At 24.3% G+C, this 21,242-nt stretch carries 19 protein-coding genes; all 19 read left to right on the top strand.

Features of this window, described 5'->3' with window-relative positions; all coding sequences use genetic code 4:
• Nucleotides 1-2: 2 nt before the first annotated feature.
• Nucleotides 3-2,411, top strand: coding sequence for a phenylalanine--tRNA ligase subunit beta (gene pheT, locus STAIW_RS04345; RefSeq protein ID WP_020834618.1), 2,409 nt, complete (start codon nucleotides 3-5; stop codon nucleotides 2,409-2,411).
• A 4-nt stretch (nucleotides 2,412-2,415) separates the two neighbouring features.
• Entirely contained in the window at nucleotides 2,416-2,916 is a 501-nt protein-coding gene (locus STAIW_RS04340; RefSeq protein ID WP_020834617.1) for a DUF177 domain-containing protein, read from the top strand.
• 14 nt (nucleotides 2,917-2,930) lie between these two features.
• Nucleotides 2,931-3,107 carry a 50S ribosomal protein L32 gene (gene rpmF / locus STAIW_RS04335; RefSeq protein WP_020834616.1) on the top strand — a complete coding sequence of 59 codons (177 nt, stop codon included), beginning with the start codon at nucleotides 2,931-2,933 and terminating at the stop codon, nucleotides 3,105-3,107.
• Between the two features lie 89 nt (nucleotides 3,108-3,196).
• On the top strand, nucleotides 3,197-3,532 hold the full coding sequence (locus tag STAIW_RS04330; RefSeq protein ID WP_148285989.1) for a hypothetical protein: 336 nt from the start codon (nucleotides 3,197-3,199) through the stop codon (nucleotides 3,530-3,532).
• A 708-nt stretch (nucleotides 3,533-4,240) separates the two neighbouring features.
• A complete protein-coding gene (gene mraZ, locus STAIW_RS04325; RefSeq protein ID WP_020834614.1) occupies nucleotides 4,241-4,672 on the top strand; it encodes a division/cell wall cluster transcriptional repressor MraZ in 432 nt (143 codons plus the stop codon).
• On the top strand, nucleotides 4,672-5,616 hold the full coding sequence (rsmH, locus tag STAIW_RS04320) for a 16S rRNA (cytosine(1402)-N(4))-methyltransferase RsmH (RefSeq protein ID WP_020834613.1): 945 nt from the start codon (nucleotides 4,672-4,674) through the stop codon (nucleotides 5,614-5,616). Before mraZ ends, rsmH begins: the two co-directional genes overlap by 1 nt.
• 1 nt (nucleotide 5,617) lies before the next feature.
• The gene (locus STAIW_RS04315) at nucleotides 5,618-6,937 is read left to right on the top strand and encodes a cell division protein FtsA (RefSeq protein ID WP_020834612.1); all 1,320 of its coding nucleotides are present in this window, start codon (nucleotides 5,618-5,620) and stop codon (nucleotides 6,935-6,937) included.
• 17 nt (nucleotides 6,938-6,954) lie between these two features.
• Nucleotides 6,955-8,211 carry a cell division protein FtsZ gene (gene ftsZ / locus STAIW_RS04310; protein WP_020834611.1) on the top strand — a complete coding sequence of 419 codons (1,257 nt, stop codon included), beginning with the start codon at nucleotides 6,955-6,957 and terminating at the stop codon, nucleotides 8,209-8,211.
• A 3-nt stretch (nucleotides 8,212-8,214) separates the two neighbouring features.
• Nucleotides 8,215-8,523, top strand: coding sequence for a cell division protein SepF (gene sepF, locus STAIW_RS05730; RefSeq protein ID WP_020834610.1), 309 nt, complete (start codon nucleotides 8,215-8,217; stop codon nucleotides 8,521-8,523).
• A gap of 76 nt (nucleotides 8,524-8,599) precedes the next feature.
• Nucleotides 8,600-8,818 (top strand): hypothetical protein, encoded by a 219-nt coding sequence (locus STAIW_RS04300; RefSeq protein WP_020834609.1) that lies wholly within the window; start codon nucleotides 8,600-8,602, stop codon nucleotides 8,816-8,818.
• A gap of 114 nt (nucleotides 8,819-8,932) precedes the next feature.
• Nucleotides 8,933-10,207, top strand: a complete 1,275-nt coding sequence (gene oppB / locus STAIW_RS04295; protein ID WP_020834608.1) for an oligopeptide ABC transporter permease OppB — start codon at nucleotides 8,933-8,935, stop codon at nucleotides 10,205-10,207.
• A gap of 2 nt (nucleotides 10,208-10,209) precedes the next feature.
• The gene (oppC, locus tag STAIW_RS04290) at nucleotides 10,210-11,181 is read left to right on the top strand and encodes an oligopeptide ABC transporter permease OppC (protein WP_020834607.1); all 972 of its coding nucleotides are present in this window, start codon (nucleotides 10,210-10,212) and stop codon (nucleotides 11,179-11,181) included.
• A 14-nt stretch (nucleotides 11,182-11,195) separates the two neighbouring features.
• Nucleotides 11,196-13,541 carry a peptide ABC transporter substrate-binding protein gene (locus STAIW_RS04285; protein ID WP_020834606.1) on the top strand — a complete coding sequence of 782 codons (2,346 nt, stop codon included), beginning with the start codon at nucleotides 11,196-11,198 and terminating at the stop codon, nucleotides 13,539-13,541.
• 18 nt (nucleotides 13,542-13,559) lie between these two features.
• Nucleotides 13,560-14,273, top strand: coding sequence for a lipoprotein (locus STAIW_RS04280; protein WP_020834605.1), 714 nt, complete (start codon nucleotides 13,560-13,562; stop codon nucleotides 14,271-14,273).
• A gap of 207 nt (nucleotides 14,274-14,480) precedes the next feature.
• Entirely contained in the window at nucleotides 14,481-16,190 is a 1,710-nt protein-coding gene (gene oppD / locus STAIW_RS06765; protein WP_020834604.1) for an oligopeptide ABC transporter ATP-binding protein OppD, read from the top strand.
• Nucleotides 16,183-18,351 (top strand): oligopeptide ABC transporter ATP-binding protein OppF, encoded by a 2,169-nt coding sequence (oppF, locus tag STAIW_RS06760; RefSeq protein WP_020834603.1) that lies wholly within the window; start codon nucleotides 16,183-16,185, stop codon nucleotides 18,349-18,351. Before oppD ends, oppF begins: the two co-directional genes overlap by 8 nt.
• A 684-nt stretch (nucleotides 18,352-19,035) precedes the next feature.
• Nucleotides 19,036-20,253 carry an oligopeptide ABC transporter permease OppB gene (oppB, locus tag STAIW_RS04265; protein WP_020834601.1) on the top strand — a complete coding sequence of 406 codons (1,218 nt, stop codon included), beginning with the start codon at nucleotides 19,036-19,038 and terminating at the stop codon, nucleotides 20,251-20,253.
• Nucleotides 20,254-20,266: 13 nt separating this feature from the next.
• The gene (locus tag STAIW_RS06725; protein ID WP_020834600.1) at nucleotides 20,267-20,395 is read left to right on the top strand and encodes a hypothetical protein; all 129 of its coding nucleotides are present in this window, start codon (nucleotides 20,267-20,269) and stop codon (nucleotides 20,393-20,395) included.
• Between the two features lie 68 nt (nucleotides 20,396-20,463).
• Complete coding sequence (locus tag STAIW_RS04260) at nucleotides 20,464-21,237, top strand: ABC transporter permease (protein WP_020834599.1); 774 nt, start codon at nucleotides 20,464-20,466, stop codon at nucleotides 21,235-21,237.
• Nucleotides 21,238-21,242: the final 5 nt, after the last annotated feature.

The following is a 21,242-nucleotide window of genomic DNA, read 5'->3' as shown; positions in this document are numbered from 1 at the left end:
ATATGTATATTACAAGAAAATGATTGAATAAATTTATTGATTTAGTGGGAATTGAAAATGAACAAATAACAATTGCACTTAATTCTCTTGGTTTTGAAGTTGATTCATTTAAAGATTATTCAAAATTAAATGACAAACTTAAAATTGCACATGTTGGAAATGTTAGCCCAATTGAAAATACACATTTAAATTTTTGCTTTATTGATAAAGGTGAAGAACTTGTATCTCCAATAGTTTGTGGTGCAAGTAATGTTAAAGAAGGTCAATATATAATTTTAGCAGAACCCGGAAAAACTATTTCAACAGGAATGAAATTAGAAAAAAAAGAAATTAAGGGCAAAATTTCAGAAGGAATGATTTGTTCATTGGAAGAAATTGGTATAAATGTAAAGGTTTTAAGTGATAAAGAAAAAGAACAAATTTATTCAATCAAATCAAAAAAAGATTTATATTCATTAATTGGTAGCGAGACAGCATTAGAAGAAATTGGCTTTTTAGATGCAGTTTGAGAAATAGACTTAACTTTAAATAGAAGTGATGCTTTAGCAGCTTTACAATTGGTTAAAGAAATAGCAAATTACTTTAATAAAGATATATCGGATTTAACAAAGAATTATAAACATAAGCAAAATGAATTATCATTACCAGTTTCAATAAAATGTGAGAAATCAATTGAAAAATATGTAAAAACAATTGCTTCACAAATAGTCTTAAAAAAGAAAATTTTAAGTATTGAACAAATTAAAAATGAAATATATTCTAATCATGACATATGATTAAAATTTAACAATGTAAAAACTACTCATAATTTTTGATTAGATTTAGCAAATGTAATTGCTATTGAAACAGGGCAACCTATTATTTTTCTAGACCCAAAAAAATTAACAGCTCAATTGGAAATTAGGAATAATAAAACTGAAACTCATCAAACTAATTTACAACTAATGTGTGAAAATGAAATAATTTCAACCTTAGGTGTAGATTTTAATTTAGATTTTTTACCAACAGCTAAATCAGAAGAAATAATGATTATTTATTTATCTTTAGATCCTATTTTTATGAGAAAACAACAAAAAGAATTTAATATATCCTCTATTGATTTACAACGTTATATGAAACCAATTAGCTCAAGACTTTATAATCTTGCAGAAAATAGAGTATTGTATTGATTAGATCAATACAATATTTATGAATCAAATAGTAAAATGGAAATTTTCAAAGAAATAGATGAAAAACAAACATTAATTGAAGTTGAACTTGAATATATAAATAAATTAATTGGAATTGAATTAACAACAAAAGAAATTATAAAACTGTTTAAAACTTTGGATTTTAAAGTAACAGAAAAAAATGGTAAGCTTCATTTTGAAGTAGATCAATATAGAAGAGATATTAATCATTCTGCAGATATAGTGGAAGAAATTTCAAGAATTTATGGATATGATAATATCAAATCAGTCCCCCCAGTTATTGTTTCAAACTATAAAAATAAAAATCTAAATTTAAATTTACAATATCAAATTGAAAATTTTTTAGTAGGTCTGGGATTTAATAATATTAAAAGTTACTCATTAATTTCAAATGAATTAATGGAAAGATGAAATTTATTTAATATTACATATTCAATTAAATTAATGTCTCCTTTAAGTAAATTAAGAGAAGTTTACAGATTGAGTCTGGCATCATCAATAATAGAGACGGCTTCTTTGAATTACTCAAGAGGAAATAGAAATTTAAAATTATATGAATTTGCAGATATATATAATTTAAAAAATTTAAGAGAAAGGCATTTAGCTGTTTTAATTAGTGGTGATATTTTAAAGCAAAAAAGTTATAATTTAGATATAAAAGCAAGTTATCAATACTTAAAAGGAATTTGTGATGAAATACTAAACCACTACAATATAAAAGATAATGATATAAAATTTGAAACATATGAAAATGTAAATAGTGATATGCATCCTTTTATTAATGCAAAAATAGTTATTAAAAATACATTAATTGGGTATATTTTTAAATTAAATCCAAGATTTGAACAATCTCAAAAATTAGATTCAACCTTCATTTTAGAATTAAATATAACAAAACTCCAAGAAAATATGAATTCATTTATTAGAGCAGAAGAAATTTCAAAATTTCAAAAAACTGCAAGAGATGTTTCATTTATTTTAGATAATAATCAAAAATATGATGAAATTATAAAATCAATTACAAATAATGTTTCATTTATTACAAATATCCAATTAATTGATATATATCAAGATGATGAACTTAAAAAGACAAATTCAAAATCTATTTCTGTGTCATTTGAATTTAATAATGTGTTAAATCAATTAACAACCCAAGATGTTCAAATAGAGTGAGAAAAATTATTAGATAATTTTAAAAAATTAAAAATTGAGGTTAGATAATTTTATGCTTAAAAAAGAAATTATATTTAAAAAACACATAAAATTTGATAAAAAAATAGAAGTACCGTTAAATTATAACTATAATCATGATTTAATAAAAAAAATTTCAAACCTAAAAGTTCGAGGCACTTTTGATTATCGAGATTCTATTAAATCTTTAATTGTAAAAGCAAAAATTCAAACAGATATTGAAGCAATTGATGCACGTGATGGAAATTTAATTAATTTAATTAATCAAGAATTTGAATGAGTTGATGAATATTATTTTGAAAATATAAATAATGATCAGTCAAATGTTGTTTTTGGGGAAAAATTTAATATTTTAGATTATACAATGGAACAAATTGTTTTAAATATTCCTATGAATTTGACCATTAATTATGGTAAAATTTCATTTGTCGGTAAAGATTATATTCTTATGTCTGAAGAAGAATACCAACAAGAACAAATGAATCAAATTAATCAAAGATGAGAAAAACTTAAAGATTTTAAATTTAAAGAATAACGGAGGTGGAGAATATGGCTGTACCATTTAGAAAGACCAGTAAAGCTGCAAAAAATAAAAGAAGAAGTCATTTATCATTAGTGAGTTCATCGATTATTCCATGTCAAAATTGCGGTAGTATGATAAAACCACATAGAGTTTGTCGTGAATGTGGTTATTATAAAAATAAAGAAGCAAAAAAAGTTGATTAATCAATTTTTAAAAATACAACCTTTAAGGTTGTATTTTTATTTTAAAAAAATTTTTATTTTTTTTATATATGACGATTATATTATTGGAGGTGAAAATTATTTTAAATTTTGTAAATCAAATTTCAAATTACATTGTTCCATTATCAGTTTTTCATTCATTAAGAGAAAATGGTTTTAGCATCTTAGAATGTGAAGTGAGCATGGAAAAATTTAGGGAAATTGTTAACAATTCTAATCCTGTTGTTTGTGCAGATTTATTAAAAGCTTTTTATTTATACTACAAAATATTTTTATCAAAATATTTAATTTTTAAATTAAAAGAAAAAAATAGTACTGCACTTGAATGAGTTTTAGAATCAGAAAAGATATTTGGTGAAGAATTAGCCAAATCTATTAAAACAATTGAATCTAAAATTGTGCATTAGAAAAAAATAAAGTAGGAAAAATAAATTTTATACTTTAATAAAGATTAATAAAAACACTAGCATAAGCTGGTGTTTTTTTATTTTAATCTTTTTATATTTTATTATTGTATCAATTAATATGGGCATATATTTCTGCTATATTATATTTTGATTTTAAATGTTATTTAAGTATTTCCCCTTTTAAGCAACAAAAAATATTTAATTTCTTGATTATCCAATGTCTATTTCTACTCATTGATATTTCTTTACTTTATGCAAAATTATTAAGGTTAATAGCAGTAGATAAATAAAGATTATTTTAAGTTGTATTTGATAAATTTATTGCAATTATATTATCGTCTTTTTTTAGTCTATAGTTTTTTACAAAATTCTTAAATTTTAATTTTCTTTTTTTCTTTTAATTTAAAGTTATTAGACTTTATCTTTTTATACAACGTCACAATTACTAGAATTAATTTTGATATTATTTTTTAATTGCACAATATATTTCATATTTGTGATAGGTTTGTATAACAGATATTAATTACTTAATATTTAATTTTTTGTTATAAATAAATTCTACACTTGTTTTTGCATGCAAAATTTATCTTCACTTGTTTAAAATTTGTTCATTTTTTCTATTTTGTGGGACTATTTTTAATGAAATACTTGATTATGTTTAAAAGTGGTATATAATTGTAGAAGTGTGGGAAAAAGTGGGAGATTAATATGTTATTTGGATCATTTGAACATAATTTGGACAATAAATTAAGAGTTACAATACCTTCAAAATTACGTAATAAATTAGGAGAATTAATTTATGTAACAAGAAGCATTGATGGGCAATGTTTGGAATTGAGAACTCCTGAAGTTTTTAAAAAATGATATGAAGAATTACAATCTCAAAATAAACTTTTATCTTCTACACGAACTATAGTTCGTACAATTTTTTCTAATACTGATGAATTATCAATAGATAATTCAGGAAGAATTAAACTGCCATCAAATCTATTAGAAGAAGTTGGAATCTCAAAAACAGTTCAAATAACTGGGGCTGGTGAATGAATTGAAATTTGAGATAAGGAAAAACATCAAGCATATAATAAATTGATTAAAAATCAATTAGTGGATGCAGCTGAAATATTGGGCGGAGTTAAGTAATGGAACATGAGCATAAATCTGTTTTATTAAAAGAATCAATTGAATTATTGAATATAGATAAAAATGGTATATATGTTGACTGCTCTCTTGGGCGAGGTGGTCATAGTGCAGAGATTTTAAAAAAAATAGAAAATGGTCATCTTTTTTCAATTGATCAAGATGCTGAAGCTATTGAAATAAGTAGAAAAAAACTTGAAAAAATATCAAGTAATTTTACTATTTTAGAGGGAAATTTTATGGATATAAAAGTTCTATTAGCATTAAATAGTGTAGAAAAAGTTAATGGAATTTTATATGATTTAGGTGTCTCTAGTCCACAATTTGATCAAGGACATAGGGGATTTAGTTATAGATTTAATTCTGAGTTGGATATGAGAATGGATCAGAAAAATAATATAAAAACTGCGAAATTTGTTTTAAACAATTATGAAGAAAAGCAGTTAGCGGATATTTTTTTTAAATTTGGAGAAGAAAAATTTTCCTATAATATTGCTAAAAAAATTATAGAATACAGAAAAAAAAAGAAACTTGAAACAACTTTTGAATTAGTAGAAATAATTAAAAATTCACTTCCTCAAAAAGTCCTTAAACAAAAAAAACACCCAGCAAAAAAAGTTTTTCAAGCTCTAAGAATTTATGTAAATAATGAACTTGAAGTTTTAAAAAAATCTTTAAGTAATTCATTAGAATTATTAAAACCAAATGGAGTTCTAGTAGTAATTACTTTTCACTCTTTAGAAGAAAAAATAATTAAAGATATTTTTAAAACTAAAACTATTTTAAAAGAAGATAAGTTTTTAAAAAAATTACCAATTTCAATTGAAGCAAAAAGATATTTTGAATTGGTTATTAAAAAACCTATTTTACCAAGTAGTCAAGAATTAGAAGAAAATAGGAGATCTCATAGTGCAAAACTATGAGCAATTAGAAAGGTGGAAGATTAATATGCAAACAGAAATTTATGCTGTATTACAAGTGACAAAAAAAGATATTAGATTTGTAGTAGGTAAGTATAAAATTAATACAGGTTTAAAAGTTATCTTTAAGGAAAAAATTTCTGGAAATTGATTAACAAATGAGGATGAAATTATAGATCCAAATCAAATTTCTCATAGATTAAGTAAAATTATTCATAAATTCAATACCACATTTCAACAAAAAATTGAAAGAATTTCAATTGTTTATCCTACATTAACAATGCAAATTAAAGATGCAATAGCAACAGAATTTATTAATAGTGCTGATTTTGTTATAAAAGAAGAAAATATTAAAACTTTATATTCAACAGCTAGAAAAATTATTTATGATGATAAGCATGTAGTAATAAATATAAAACCATATTTATTTACTTTAGATAATGTAACTCAAATGGGAACCGTTCCATTGAACCACAGAGCAAAAAATATTGTAATGAAGGCAAAAGTTTATACAATCTCTAAAAAAGTAAAAGAATCTTTTAATCAAATTTTAAAATCATTAAAACTTGAAGAGTTAATTTCAACAAATGAATTATATGCTTTAGCTCGTCAATCAAATAGTGATCAAACATTTAGACAAAATTTTGCAATAATTAATTGGGATTGAGAAAAAACTGATATTGGTTATTTTTCAAAAGAAACTCTTGCAAAAAAAGATACAATAAATTTTGGAATAAAAAACATAATTCAAAATGTTGCAGAAAGAATGCAAGCAAAATTTGATATAGCAGAAAAATATTTATTTAAGATACTAGATTTTTCATCAAATACATTGGATGATACAGTAGTTTATAGAAAATATATTAGTTCAAAGGGTTTTAATTATGAATTAAGATCAAAAGATTTAAAAAATATTATTTTAGAAGAAATAAATTCAATTATTGATAAGTCAGATATTTTAATCAAAAGGGAATTTGAAAGAATTAAAAATTTTCAAATTCATCATACTGGCAAAGTTACAACAATTGCTGGCTTTGAAAAAATTCTTTTTAGAAGTCAATTTAAAGATGTGTGTCAAATATATTTTTCACTTGTTACAGGAGCAAGTGAAATATGAACAACTGCTATATGTGGAATGATAAAATGTGCACATATTGCAAATAAAAATAATAAAGAAATAAAAACAAGTACATTTAGTATTTCTAAAAGTGAGTTAATTAGAGATATTGAAAATAATCAATTAAGAAATAAAATTGTAAACAACAATCAAAGAATAGTTTCAAATTTTCAAAACAATAGAAACATACCACAACAAAATGGTATTATAAATACACAAAGAAATAGATAATTAAGTGAGGTAATAAAATGGCTATAAATTTAGATTTTAATCAAAATGCTAATATAAAAGTTATTGGAGTTGGAGGCGGAGGTTGCAACGCTGTTAATCGTATGGTTGATGATAATGTTCAAGGAGTTGAATTTATAGTTGCAAATACTGATATGCAAGTTTTAGGGGCAAGTTCTGCTTCAACAAAAATAATTTTAGGAAAAGAGATATCGAAGGGACTTGGAGCAGGTGCAAATCCTGAAGTAGGAAAGCAAGCAGCAATTGAATCTGAGACTGAAATAAAAGAAGCTTTAAAAGGAGCAGATTTGATTTTTGTAGCAGCAGGAATGGGTGGAGGAACTGGAACTGGTGCTGCACCTGAAATTGCAAGAATGGCAATGGAGACTGGTGCATTAGTTATTGCAATTGTTACAAAACCATTTAGATTTGAAGGAAGAATGAGAAATTCATATGCAATTCAAGGTGTAAGTGAATTAAGAAAATATGTAGATTCAATAATAATCATTTCAAATGATAGATTATTGGAAATAATTGGAGGAATTCCAGTTCAAGACTCATTTAGAGAAGCTGATAATATCTTAAAACAGGGTGTTCAGACAATAACAGATTTAATTGCTGTTCCAGCTGTTATTAATTTAGACTTTGCTGATGTAAGAACAGTAATGAAAGGTAAAGGAAATGCTTTATTTGGAATTGGAATTGGTTCAGGTGAAGATAAAGCAATAGAAGCTGCAAATAAAGCAATAACCTCATCGTTATTAGAAACATCAATTCGTGGAGCAAAAGATGCAATTATTAATGTAACTGGTGGAAAAACAGTTTCATTAAATGATGCATATGATGCAGTTGATATTGTTCAACAAGCAAGTGGAGAAGATGTAAATATTATTTTTGGTATTGCAATTAATGAACATTTAGATGATGATTTAATAGTTACAGTTATAGCAACTGGATTTGATGAAGATTATGTTGCCCCAAATCTAAATCAATCAAATCAATTTAATGAGAGAAAGGATATTTCAAATCAAGGTCAAATGGAATATAGTGACAATTCAAAAGTAGAAACTGTCTATGAACAAAGAACTTCATTTATGAATAATCAAGATAAAAGACCTGAGTATGTTAGACAAGCAGAAGAAGAATTAAAAATAGTGCCAGAAAAAATTGAACAATGAAATAATAATCATAATGAACAACCAGTTGCACAAAAAATTGAAGAATCTTCTGATGATGAAGATGGAGATTTTCCAACTTTTTTAAGAAAGAGCTGATAATTAATGGGTTTTTTCAATAAAGAAATTGAAAAAAATAATAAAAGTATTTTAAATGATGAAAATTCAGATTTTATTGATGATATTGAATTTGATAAATTAAATAAAACACATTTCGAACCTTTAAATTATGGTGAAACAAAACAAATAGCAGACTGTCTTTTAAAATTTAATCACGTAACTATTAGCTTAAAATTGATTAATATTGATGAAAGAAAAAGACTTATTGATTTTTTAACAGGTGTTATGTATGGTTTTAATGGAAATTACAAAAAAATTGATAAAAGTATATATTATTTTTGAATAAGTAAATAAATTTATTCTTTTTCAAAAAAGTTGACAAAGGCAAATTATTTTTTTAATATAAAAAAGTTAATGGAGGTAATGAGTAATGAGTGGTATAAAAATATCTATACTTGAAAGAAAAGTTTATCAATCACAATTATGTGGTGAACTTTTTAATTTACTAAAATTAACAAAAAAAGAACTGTTTGCAATTATTTTTTTACAATGTCCAATTTTCAATAATATTACCAAAAAAAATATTTTCATGAATGATGAAAGCATGGAAGTTTTTTTTGATGTAGATTGAGATTCGGGTTCCTATTAAAATAAAGTGAGCCAAGTAAAATAATTACAAGAATAGTATATCTACAGAAATATTTAAATTAGTTTTAAATAATTTTCTAAGATATACTATTTTTTTATTATTAGAAAGGAAAAAATGAATGAGAAAAATAATATAAAAAAATTAAAAGAAAATGAGAATGAATATATAAATAAAAATGAGAAAGAGAAAGAAAGAATAAAAATATTAATTTTAGATATAAAAAAGAACAAATTATTTAAGAAAAAGAAAGTGAATTTAAATATTTTAAATTATAAAATAGGGGTCTTAAATAATAAGAAAAATGATTTTTTAAGTAGTTATCCACTACTGACATATTCTTTAAAAAGAATATTTTATGCAATTATAACTTTATATATTGCTATTGCTGTTTTATATGCATTATTAAATATTGTTGCAAGTGACAGTATTTATATTGGAGATATTGATTTAAATAAAAATAATATTATTTATGGTTCAGAACAATACTACAATTTAATTGAAAATAGAAAAAAATTATTAGGTGTTGATGGATCATTACTATCACAAATTATTATTTATTTAAGAAATATAACACCATTTATACCAAAAGAAATTTTAACAGATGCTCATTATGAATCTGATGGTTCAATTACAGGAACAATGGTCACTAAGCTTTTCTACTTAGGTATTACTTTTACTGATAGTGGTGGATTTGCAAAAGGAACATTTGTGCAGACAATTTTATCAAATAATATGCCTGTTTCTTTTCAACTTGGTGCAATTGCTACAGTAATATCATTTTTTATAGGTATTCCAATTGGTATTTATGCTGCAATAAATAAGGAAAATGTTAAAGATAATTTTATAACTTGGTTTTGTTTAATTATGTTTGCATTACCTGCATTAGTTATTGTTAGGTTATTTTTCCAATTTTCAATATACTATCTTGGAGCAGGGTCGTTATGAACTGATTCAACATTATATACAAAGATATTCCCAGTTTTACTTTTAGTTTTATTAGGAACACCCGCAATTATTTTTGAAACAAGAAGATACATTGTTAATGAAATGAGTGCAGATTATACAAAGTTTGCTTTATCAAAAGGAATGACAAATAGATATGTTTTCTTTGTTCATATATTTAGAATTGCAGGAATTGCTATTATTAGAAGTATTCCTGCAGCATTAATTGCCAATTTATTTGGAGCAAGTTTACTTGTTGAACAAAGTTGAAGTGTTCTTGGAATGGCAAATACAACAGTTTCTGCAATTAGTCAAACTGATCTTTTCTTAATTTTGGGAATTGTATTAGTTAGTGCTTCAATATCATTATTATTAAGTTTAATTAGTGATCTTTTAATGGCATTACTAGATCCAAGAGTAAAACTAATGGAGAAAAAGAAAGGATAATTATGAAAGTAATTTTAAATAAAAATACAAATTATGATTTTGAGAAATTAGATTCAGAATTATTTCTTATTGTTGGTGAAGATAAAGTTACTGCTGAACATATTGTTACAAAACCTTATAGTTATTGGAAATCAGTATTTCTAAAGGTTTTTAAAAATCCAGCTTTTCTAATTTCATTAGTCTTAATAATTTTGATAATTATATGTTCAATGACAATTGCATTAGGACAATATGCAATTCCAACATATCCAGATGGCCCAATAAATCAAGCTCCATCAAGTGAACATTGATTTGGGATTGGAAAAATGGGAGAGGATTTATGGAATAAAACATGAATTGCTACTCGAACAACTTTACTATTTACAGTAATAATTGTTTTAATACAAATAGTACTTGGAATTATTATTGGATCAATTTGAGGATATAATACTAGATTTGATATTGCTTTTATAGAAGCAATTAGATTTATATCAATTATTCCACAACTTGTATTATGATTATTTATTATATTTCTGTTTTCAGGAAATAGAGGTATGTGGGTAGCTGTTTTAGCAGTATCTATTACAAATTGGATTGGATTAGCATCCTTAATTAGATTTCAAATTCTTTTAAATAAAAGTAAGGAATTTAATATTGCATCAAAAGTTTTAGGTTCAAAGGGAGGAAAAATAATTAGAAAAAATATTTTACCTTCAATTTTACCAATAATAGTTCAGTCAATTGCTTTTTCAATTCCTGCAGCTATTGGAATTGATTCATCACTTGCATACTTAGGTTTTGGTTTCGTTTCTGTTTCAGATGCAAAATCAGCATCACTTGGTTCTATGTTAACTGATTTATTAAGTGGATCTGATTGACAAATAGCACCTCATTTATTAATAGTACCAGTCGTATTTATTGGAGGATTATCATTAGTATTTTACATTGTTGGTAAAATATTTGCTGATTCTCTTGATCCAAAAAATCATAGATAAAAGGAAAAAATAATATGGAAATAAAATTAAGAAGGTTATTAAGTGCAATTTCAGCTGTCACATTAGTTTCAACAACGACTTCCTCTGTTGTTGCATGTAAAGTTGGATTTGACTTTGCCAGTATTAGAAATAAAAAAATTAATACAAAGGAGTATGTAGCAGTATATACAGCTCCTCCAAAATCATGAAACCCAATTGCAACTTCATCAGCAAGTGATACAGAATATTTAGCAAATATTTTTGGAACTATATTAAGTGTTGATGAATATGGAAGAACATATGGAGATCTTGTTGAGTCAGCTTATGCTGGAGTTTCAGGATCAAGCAGTGGGAAAAGTATTTATGTTGGAAACGATTCAACAAATTCAAATATTGATTTAACAACATGAAAATATAAATTAAGAGATGAAGCTTATTGATATAAAGCAGATGGTTCAAAAGTAAGAAGAATTACTGCGGGTGACTTTTTAAATTCAGCAAAATTTGCGTTAACTCCTGCAAATAATGTTGCTACATCTTTTTTATGATTGCAATTCATTAAAGGGGCAAACGAAGTATCAACTGCAATTGGAAGACTTAAGGATGCAACTTTAACTTTTGATCAAATTATTGAAAAAGTTAAAAGTGGTTATTTATATACTGTTAAAGATGCAAATGGTAATGATGTTCAAAAAAATGAAGCAGGAATAGCGGATTTTAAATTTGGAATTATTGCAGATGATGGTAATGATGGATACAACGTTACATTCCATTTAGAAAAACCTGCACCTTATTTTGAATCATTATTAACATATAACGTATTTTCTCCATCTCCAATTGAAAATTATGCAAATGGAGCAAATGGGGTTGTACCAGATCCATCAAAAACATTGTTTTCAGGGCCATATTTACCAAATGATGTGGAAAATATTTTAAATGGAACAAAAATGGTTTTCAAAAAAAATAATAGTCACTATTTTGCAAATAAAACTGAAATTGAAACAATTATTTATAAAAAAATTACAACACAATCAACTGACTTAACAAGAACGTTATTTGAAACTGGTGAAACAATTTCATATAATATTAATCCAGCAGATGCTGTGGGTTGAGAAAGATATGTGGGAAGTGATATAAATAATCCCAAAATTGATGAAGTTTCAGTTGGAAAAGCACTTTCAACTCAAACTTTTGCACTTTCATATAATACAAATTATAATTCTGGTGCAGTTGATGATGCAGCCAAAATTTCAGGAAGTAAATTACTTCAATTTAATGAAGCTAGAGCTTTTATATCAACAGGATTTAATAGAAATGTTTTGGCAAAATATTATTCTGAAAAATATGATAGTGATCCTAATTTATCAGGAAATGTTAGAAATACATTTACAGCACCGGAATTAACATATGATGCTAATGGAAAAGATTATGTAAAATATATTGAAGATTCATACAAGGAGAAATTTGGTGCAAAACCTAATTCTGTAACTACACTTGTTGATGGTACAGATTCATTTTTAAATAAAGAAAGTGTTTATGTTGGAAAAACAAAAGCAGAATTAGTTGAAAGTATAAGTAAATTTATAGAAGAAAATAATTTAACTAAAAATTCAAAAGGAAAAATTGAGTTAGAATATGTTGGTTCAGATACACATAATACATCTATAAACCCATATTTAACAAGAACAATTGCTCAATTTAATGAAATTCCAAATAATCCAATAGAAATTAAATTTAATATTCTAGCCTATAATGATTATCTACAAGCTTATTTTGGAGGAAAATTTCATTTATTTAATATTGCTTGAACACCAGATTTCTCAGATCCTGGTAGTTTTGTTGGAACATTAGGAATTGATGGAGATTTATCTAAATTTACAGGGTTCCAAACTGAATTAAGTTCTTCAACACCATTATTGCTTAAAAGAGATGATGCAAGTGAAGGTGTTGGAGAAGAAAATTTAACATATAAAGTAAATGATAAATTTAAAACAACTGTAAGTGACTCATTTGTTGCAAGTATTGAAGATACTACAGATAAATTTTATGAAATCGATAGAGCAGAAAAATATGATTTAGTAGAAAGATTAAAAGGTTTTGGTGAATTAGAAACTGAAATAATTTATGAAAATTTTTATGTTTTACCAAACTTTAATGCAGCGCCATTGAAAAGTTATTCAATATCTTACTTAAGACAGTATACATATGGATATGCAACTTATGGTGTAAGCCCAAATAAATTATTTACAAGAAGAATAAATGAACAATTATGAACAAAACAACAATTAAAAGATTGAAGTGATTTGTATAAAGCAGAAAAAGAAAAAATTAATACTGATATAAGTTATAAAAAAAATGGAAATATCTTTTACGAAGATTAGAATAAAGGAGAAAAAGAGATGAAAAAATTATTATCATTAATTGGATCAGTAAGTATTGTTTCTTTATCTAGTTCATTTGTTGTAGCTTGTGGTAGTGATTCTGTAAGTACACAACCTAAAAATGTCTTAACAGCACCAAATGATATTCAAGTAATTCATGTTGGTGAAAAAATGGATGCAGATGTTTTTGTAGGAGGTTATGAAGAAAGCATTGAATTAGCAGTTATTTCATCAGATGATTCAGTATTAAAAGTTCTAGAAATAGTACAAACTGATGAATTAAGTTATGTATCTGATGGAAGTACAGTAAAAGTTCCTGCTAAAAAGTTAAGATTAAAACTTGAAGCATTTAAAGTTGGAAATGTATCAATTAAACTATCATATGGAAATGCTCCTTCTGTTGATTTTAAATTAAAAGTAATTGCTACTGAAAGTGAAGTTGAAGTTCCTGAGGTTGTTAAAATTTCATTAGATACTTTAAATCTTACTTTAAGAGCAGGTCAATCAAAAGAAGAATCAGATGCTGCAGTTCTTAACGCTATAAAAACTTTAGAAAATGTAAATTCTGCTGTATCACCAACTGATTTTGAAATTGATTATGAATCTGATAGTGCTTTGTCATCAGATAATCCACAAGTTTTAGTGGAAGGAAAAAAAGTAAATATAAAGGCAGCAAATGTTTCTAAATATTTATCAGATCAAAAAGAAATTACTATTAACCCATCACTTTAATATATTTAATTGTATTTAAAAAATAAACTATTTTTAGTGAGTGTATTACTAAATTTTAAAGAGTTTAAGTAATAATTTAATGTTTGAATTCAATAAAGAAATTTATACACCACCACCTTATAATAGGGGGTGGTTTTTATAAATAAGATTATTATAAAAAATAAGTTTTTAAGCCAGGAATAGAAAGAAATAAGGAGTAACAATAAAATGGAAAGTAAAAAAATTTTAGTAGTTAATAATGTGGAAGTTAAATTTAGAGTAAGAAGTAAGTTATTAACTGCTATTAGAGGTATTTCTTTTGATTTATATGAAAAAGAAATATTGGCTATTGTTGGAGAATCAGGAAGTGGCAAATCAGTTATTACAAAAACTTTTACGGGTATGTTAGAAAGTAATGGTTGAATAAGTGAGGGCTCAATTATATATATTCCAAATGTAGATGATAAAGATTTTAAAAGTTCAATTGATGTAGTTAATACTCAAAAACAATTAATTGACAAACCAACAAGAAAATTTATTCTTAGAAATTGTAAGAAAAAAATAAGAAAAATGAATTCCAAAATAAACTTTATTAATAAAAGTGATTTAAAAGAAAAATTAAATGATTGAGATAAAATGATCATTGAAAATGAAAAAACATTAAAAACATTAAAAGAAAAAAATTTATTTAAAAATTCATGATTTATAAATTTTAAAATTAGTAAATTAGAAAAAAATTTGAAATTGATTAAATATAAAAATGAATTAAAAAATGAAGATTTTAAAAATAAAGAGTTAGAAAAAATTAATACAAAAATTAATGAAGAGAAATCTGATTACTTTAAATATAAAACTTTAAATATTTTTGAAAGATTTACATTAAATAAAATAACAAAAATTATAAAATCTAAAATTAAGAATAATTTGGAATTTACAAAACAAGAAGATTACTTTATAGAAAAATACTTAGTTTCAAAATCCGATTCGGTTAGATTTATCTCACAACTTAAAAAAATTTACTTTGATTTGAAAAAAAATGTTTTTGAAGATAAGGAACATTTTTTAAATATTATGCAAGATTGAAAAAAAATTAAAAGCTTTAATTTTTTAAATAGAAGAACATCTTTAAAAGAAGTTACAAAATTAAGAGGAAAAACTATTGCTACAATTTTTCAAGATCCAATGACTTCATTAAATCCATTATTATCAGTAGGATTTCAAATTTCTGAAGTATTAAGAAAACATCATAAGTTATCAAAAAGAGAAGCAAAAGTTGAGGCTATAGAACTACTTAGAAAAGTTGGAATTTCTGAACCTGAAAAAAGATATAAAGATATTCCAGGAATGTATTCAGGTGGTATGAGACAAAGAGTGGTAATTGCTATTGCATTAGCATGTAAACCAAAAATATTGATTTGTGACGAACCAACAACAGCACTTGATGTTACAATTCAAGCTCAAATTTTGCAATTAATAAAGGATTTACAAAATGAGTATAATTTTTCAGTTGTATTTATTACACATGATTTAGGAGTTGTTGCATCAATTGCAACAAGAATACTAGTTATGTATTGTGGACAAATTGTAGAAATGGGAAAAACAAAAGAAATATTTTATGATGCAAAACACCCATATACTTGAGCCTTATTGTTATCGTTACCTCAACTTGGAACAAAAGGAGAAAACTTATATTCAATAGAAGGAACTCCACCATCACTATTTTCAAAAATAAATGGAGATGCATTTGCTCCAAGAAATAAATATGCATTAAAAATTGATTATTTATATGAACCACCAATTTTTAAAGTATCAGATACACATTTAGTAAAAACTTGATTATTAGATGAAAGAGCACCAAAATTAGAAAGGCCAGTTGCATTAGATAATTTACATCAATTTATTAAACAACAACATGGATATGGAACAGAAAATGAGTAATAGAGAAGAATTATTAAATGTTAGAGATATTGTTGTTCAATTTAGAAATAGAAGTAAAAAAAATACAGCTGTTAGTAATGTGAGTTTTGATATATATAAAGGTGAAGTTTTTGGGCTTGTTGGAGAATCGGGAAGTGGAAAAACAACAATTGGAAGAGCAATTGCTGGTGTTCAACAATTAAAAGATGGTGCCATTTATTTGGAAAGTCAAATTATTGCAGGAACTCCAACTAGTTTATTTAAATTAAATAAGAAAATTACAAAAAAATTAAAGGAAATGAATTTAAAAATTGATTCATTATTATTATTGTTTAATGAATTTATAGAATTAATAGATATTAAATTAATTTCAGATGATTATTATCTTGAAAAAATAAGTGAAGAAAAAATAAAAAATGCTTTAAAATTTTTAGAGCAAAAAAATAAAATATTAGTTTTATTAATTTCTAAGAACTTAAAAGCAATAAATTCAATATTAATAAATTTTGACAGAATCAATAAATTTATTATGAATATTGACTCTTATATTCCAGAGGTACCAAAAGAATTAGAAAAAGCTATTATTTCAAAGAATAATGAAACAAAAAATTCAGTTATTTTTGTTAAAGATAATCTTGTTTCAAGCTATGAATATTTATTAAATATATTAGAATTATTTAAAGAAATGCTAAGTAAATCTAATAATTTAGAAAGTATTTCAAATAGTTATTTAATTCGTATTTTGGAAAATATAAAATCAGTATCTAACTTCTTTACAAATATAGTAGAAAATTATAAGAAAATTGTTAATTTAGAGGAACAAAATCTGGCATTATCATCACCTTTAAGAAAAAGAAATAAAATTTCAAAAAAATATTATGATTTAGTCTTTATTAGAAGAGAATTGTTTTATGAAGAAATTTTAAAACAACTTAATTTATTATTGAAATCGAATATTAGTGATAATAAAGAAATTGAAAAGCTGAATTTTTATTTAAAAGATTTTTGATCAAAATCAAATATGAACTTAGCATCAATTAATAAAATATTTAAGCTAATCAATAAAAATAATTATACTCAGAATCAAATTAATTCACTTTTAAACTCATTAAAACAAACAGAATTTGAATTATCATTAAAAAGTTTTTTATATAATAATTCAAAAGTAGATTTATTAAAATTAAAAGAATATAAAAAAGAATATGAATATATTTTAAAAATTATTAAAAATGATATTCTAAAAGATGAAGAAAGTATACAAAGCTATTTAAATTGAAAACCAGAAAAGAAACTTCTTGAAGGTTTAGAAAAAGAGGAAATACTTAAATTTATTAATTTTTTAGAATTGCCATCAATTGATGAACTTGTTACAAATTCATTCCTATTTAGAAAAAGAATTAAGAAGGAAAAATGAATGAATAGAAAAAATACACAGGTGATTTTTCAAGATCCAGGCTCATCATTAAATGATAAAATGTCAATTTCTGAAATATTATCTGAAGGTATTGATAATTTTAGTTTTCTTTATAAATCAAAAGAAGCAAAGCAAGAATTTCTTGAAAAATATAATGCAGTGTATGAAAATAAAATAACTTTAAAAGATATTAAATCTTCGAAAATTAAAAATGATTTAATATTAGAACTTATTAAATCAGTTGGTTTATCAGAAGAACACTTGTCAAGATATCCACATGAATTTTCTGGAGGTCAAAAACAAAGAATTGGTATTGCAAGAGCTTTATCTTTAAAACCAAAAATTATTATTGCTGATGAACCAATTAGTGCTCTTGATGTTTCAATTAGAGCACAAGTTTTAAATTTATTTAAAAAATTTAGAGAACAATTTGATTTAACTTATTTATTTATTACACATGACTTATCTGTTGTGAAATACTTTGCTGATAGAATTGCTGTTATTTATAAGGGAAAAATAGTTGAATTAGCGGAGTCAGAAGAATTATTTAAAAACCCATTACACCCTTATACAAAATCTTTACTTAGTGCAATTCCAATACCAGATCCAGATTTATCACAAAATAGAAAACTATTAGTTTATAACTACGAAAAAGAACACTTTGATTATGAAATTGATATTCCATATTTTAAAGAAGTAAGTAAAAATCATTTTGTGTATGGTAATCAAAGAGAATTTAAAAAAATGAGAAATAGTAAAAACTTATAATTGAAAAAATAATTCGATGTTATCAATAATTATAAATTATTCATAAAAGTGCAAATTTGCACTTTTTTTTTGACTAATTTTTTAAAATTTCTGTTGTAATATACATAAAATAAACTAATTTTATAAAAACAGTTGACAAACATAAAATATTTTTATATTATAAAAAAATTTAATTGAGGTAATAAGTAATGATTAGTATAAGATTATTTGCACTTGAAGGAAAAATTTATGAATCACAAGCAGCTGGTGATCTTTTTCATTTACTAAAATTAACAAATAAAAATTGTTCACAATTATTTTTTTAACACGCCTAATTTTAAAAAATATTATAAAAAAATCTTTTTATGTAGATTGAAATTCGAGTTCAAACTAAAATAAAGTGAACCAGGTAAAATAATTACAAGAATAGTATATCTACAGAAAATATTTAAATAAATTTTAAATAAATTCTAAAGGATATACTATTTTTTTATTAGTAGAAGGGAAACTAATATTGGAATAGAAAACTTATTATAAAATAGGAAATGAATAAGAAAGAAAAGAAATTTATAAATACAATAAAACAACATAATTCAAAATAGTTTAAGGAAAAAATTAATTTAACTAATTCTAAATAAAATTACAATTTTTAAATTTTAGTATATTAATTAAATTATCAAAATATTTATTCAGAAAGGGGAAATTATGGAAAATGTATCAAAAGACAAACTCAGTGATTTGGAGTTAGAGAAGTTACTTGAATCTGTTGATTTAAACGAAGAAGTAAAAAAAACTAAAGGATCATTTTTTGAAAAATTTAAGTTTTCAGTTTTAAAATTGAATTCTACCAGAAAAGAATTTTTTGAAAAAGCACCTTTATTCAGCTATTCTTTAAAAAGAATATTGTATGCTTTTATTACTTTGTATTTATCAATTGCAATAGTTTATATATTGCTTGTATTGTTTATGCCAGATTCAGCACTAGTTTCAGATTATGATTTTGGAAAACCAACTTCAATTAAACCTGGAAGTGTTGAATATTATGCTTTGATTGAAAATAGAAAAATTGGTTATGGTTTAAGTGGGTCACTTATAAAACAAGTCTTAATATATTGAAGAAATATAACACCATTTATACCTAAGGAAGTTTTTTTACCAATTAGAATAAATAATTTAGTAATTGAAGGAACATATGAAAAAACTTGATTTTTTCTTGGAGTAATAATGAATAAGAATAATGGTTTTGTAAATTCAAATGTTCTAGATGAATTTAAAGGAGCTATTCCAATTTCATTTTTATTAGGTGGAGTCGCTCTTTTATTATCTTATGTAATTGGAATACCATTAGGTATACTTTCTGCAAAGTATAAAGAAAAAACAATTGATAATGGAATAAAAGGTTTTTTCTTAGGAATTAGCTCAATTCCCGCAACAGTTTTAATTACCATGATTTGAATAATATCAATTAAAGTATTTGGTTCTATGGGAATTTGAGGTGAAAATTCTTATTCAGATTTCTTTGCCATTATTGGGGTTGTTTTCTTAATGATTTCTATAATTGTTGTAGATACAAGAAGATTTGTTATTGATGAGATGACTTCAGAATATACAAGATTTGCAATTTCAAAAGGTTTAAGTTCTAAATATGTATTTTATGTTCATATATTTAGAAATGCAGGAATTAGAGTTATAAAAACTTTACCTGAAGCCTTTATATTATGTTTATTTGGTTCAAGTATTCTTGTTGAAAGATTTTGAAATGTTCCTGGAATGAGCAAATATATTTTAAGTGGTGTAAGTACAAATGATATATATGTTGTTTTAGGTTATATTGTTATTTCTTCAGCTAGTGGAGTTTTTACTTCATTATTGAGTGACCTATTAATGGCATTATTAGATCCAAGAATAAAATTAACAAAATAGAAGGGAATTATTTATGGAGATAATTTATAGTAAAGAAAAAGAAATTCAAAAATTTAATCAAATAGATAGTTCCATGTTTAAATTTATTGAAATAAAAGATCAGACAGTAGAAAAAATTAATTCTAAACCATATAGTTATTAAAATCTGTATTTAAAAGAATTTTACTGAATAGACTATTTATCGTATCATTTTTAATTTTAGTTGTATTTTTGGTTTTAGCGTGTAGTATTGCCTTAGATGAAGTGCCTGTTCCAGTTGATAGACCAAATAATAGCCCTGCCAAACCAAATGCAGATGAATGATTTGGACTTGGAAAACTAGGTGAATCACTATGAAATAAAATGTGAATAGGAACAAGAACTACATTATTATTTACATTAATTATTGCAAGTATTCAAATTTTGATAGGAATATTTATTGGTTCAATTTGGGGATTTTATACAAAATTGGATATCTTATTTATTGAAATTGTAAGATTTTTAAATATGATACCATCACTTATTTTATGGCTAATCATTATATTTGTTTTTGGAGGTAATTCAAGTTTTGGTATTTTAGTATTTGCTATCTCACTAACAAGTTGAATTTCATTGGCTTCAATTATAAGAGTACAAATTATTCTTGTAAAAAATGCAGAGTATAATATTGCATCAAAAGTTTTAGGAACTAAAGGTCCAAAGATTATTAGAAAAAATATTCTTCCCAAAATACTGCCTATTATAATTCAAGTTTCAACTTTTGCAATTCCAACAGCTATAGCGCTTGATTCATTATTGTCATTTTATAACTTTGGATTTGTAAAAAATCCTTTAACTGAAACTTCATTAGGAGTTATTTTAAATGAGGTTATTGCTGATGGAACATGACAGGCTTATCCATACTTGTTAATAATACCAATTTGTTTTATTGGTGGTATATCACTATTATTCTTTTTTGTAGGAAAAGTTTTTGCAGATTCATTAGATCCAAAATTACATAGATAAGGAAA

This window comes from Spiroplasma taiwanense CT-1 (assembly GCF_000439435.1).
Classification (GTDB): Bacteria; Bacillota_I; Bacilli_A; order Mycoplasmatales; family Mycoplasmataceae; genus Spiroplasma_A; species Spiroplasma_A taiwanense.
The sequence above is the reverse complement of the archived record's forward strand: the minus strand, read 5'-3'. Positions and strand labels throughout refer to the sequence as shown.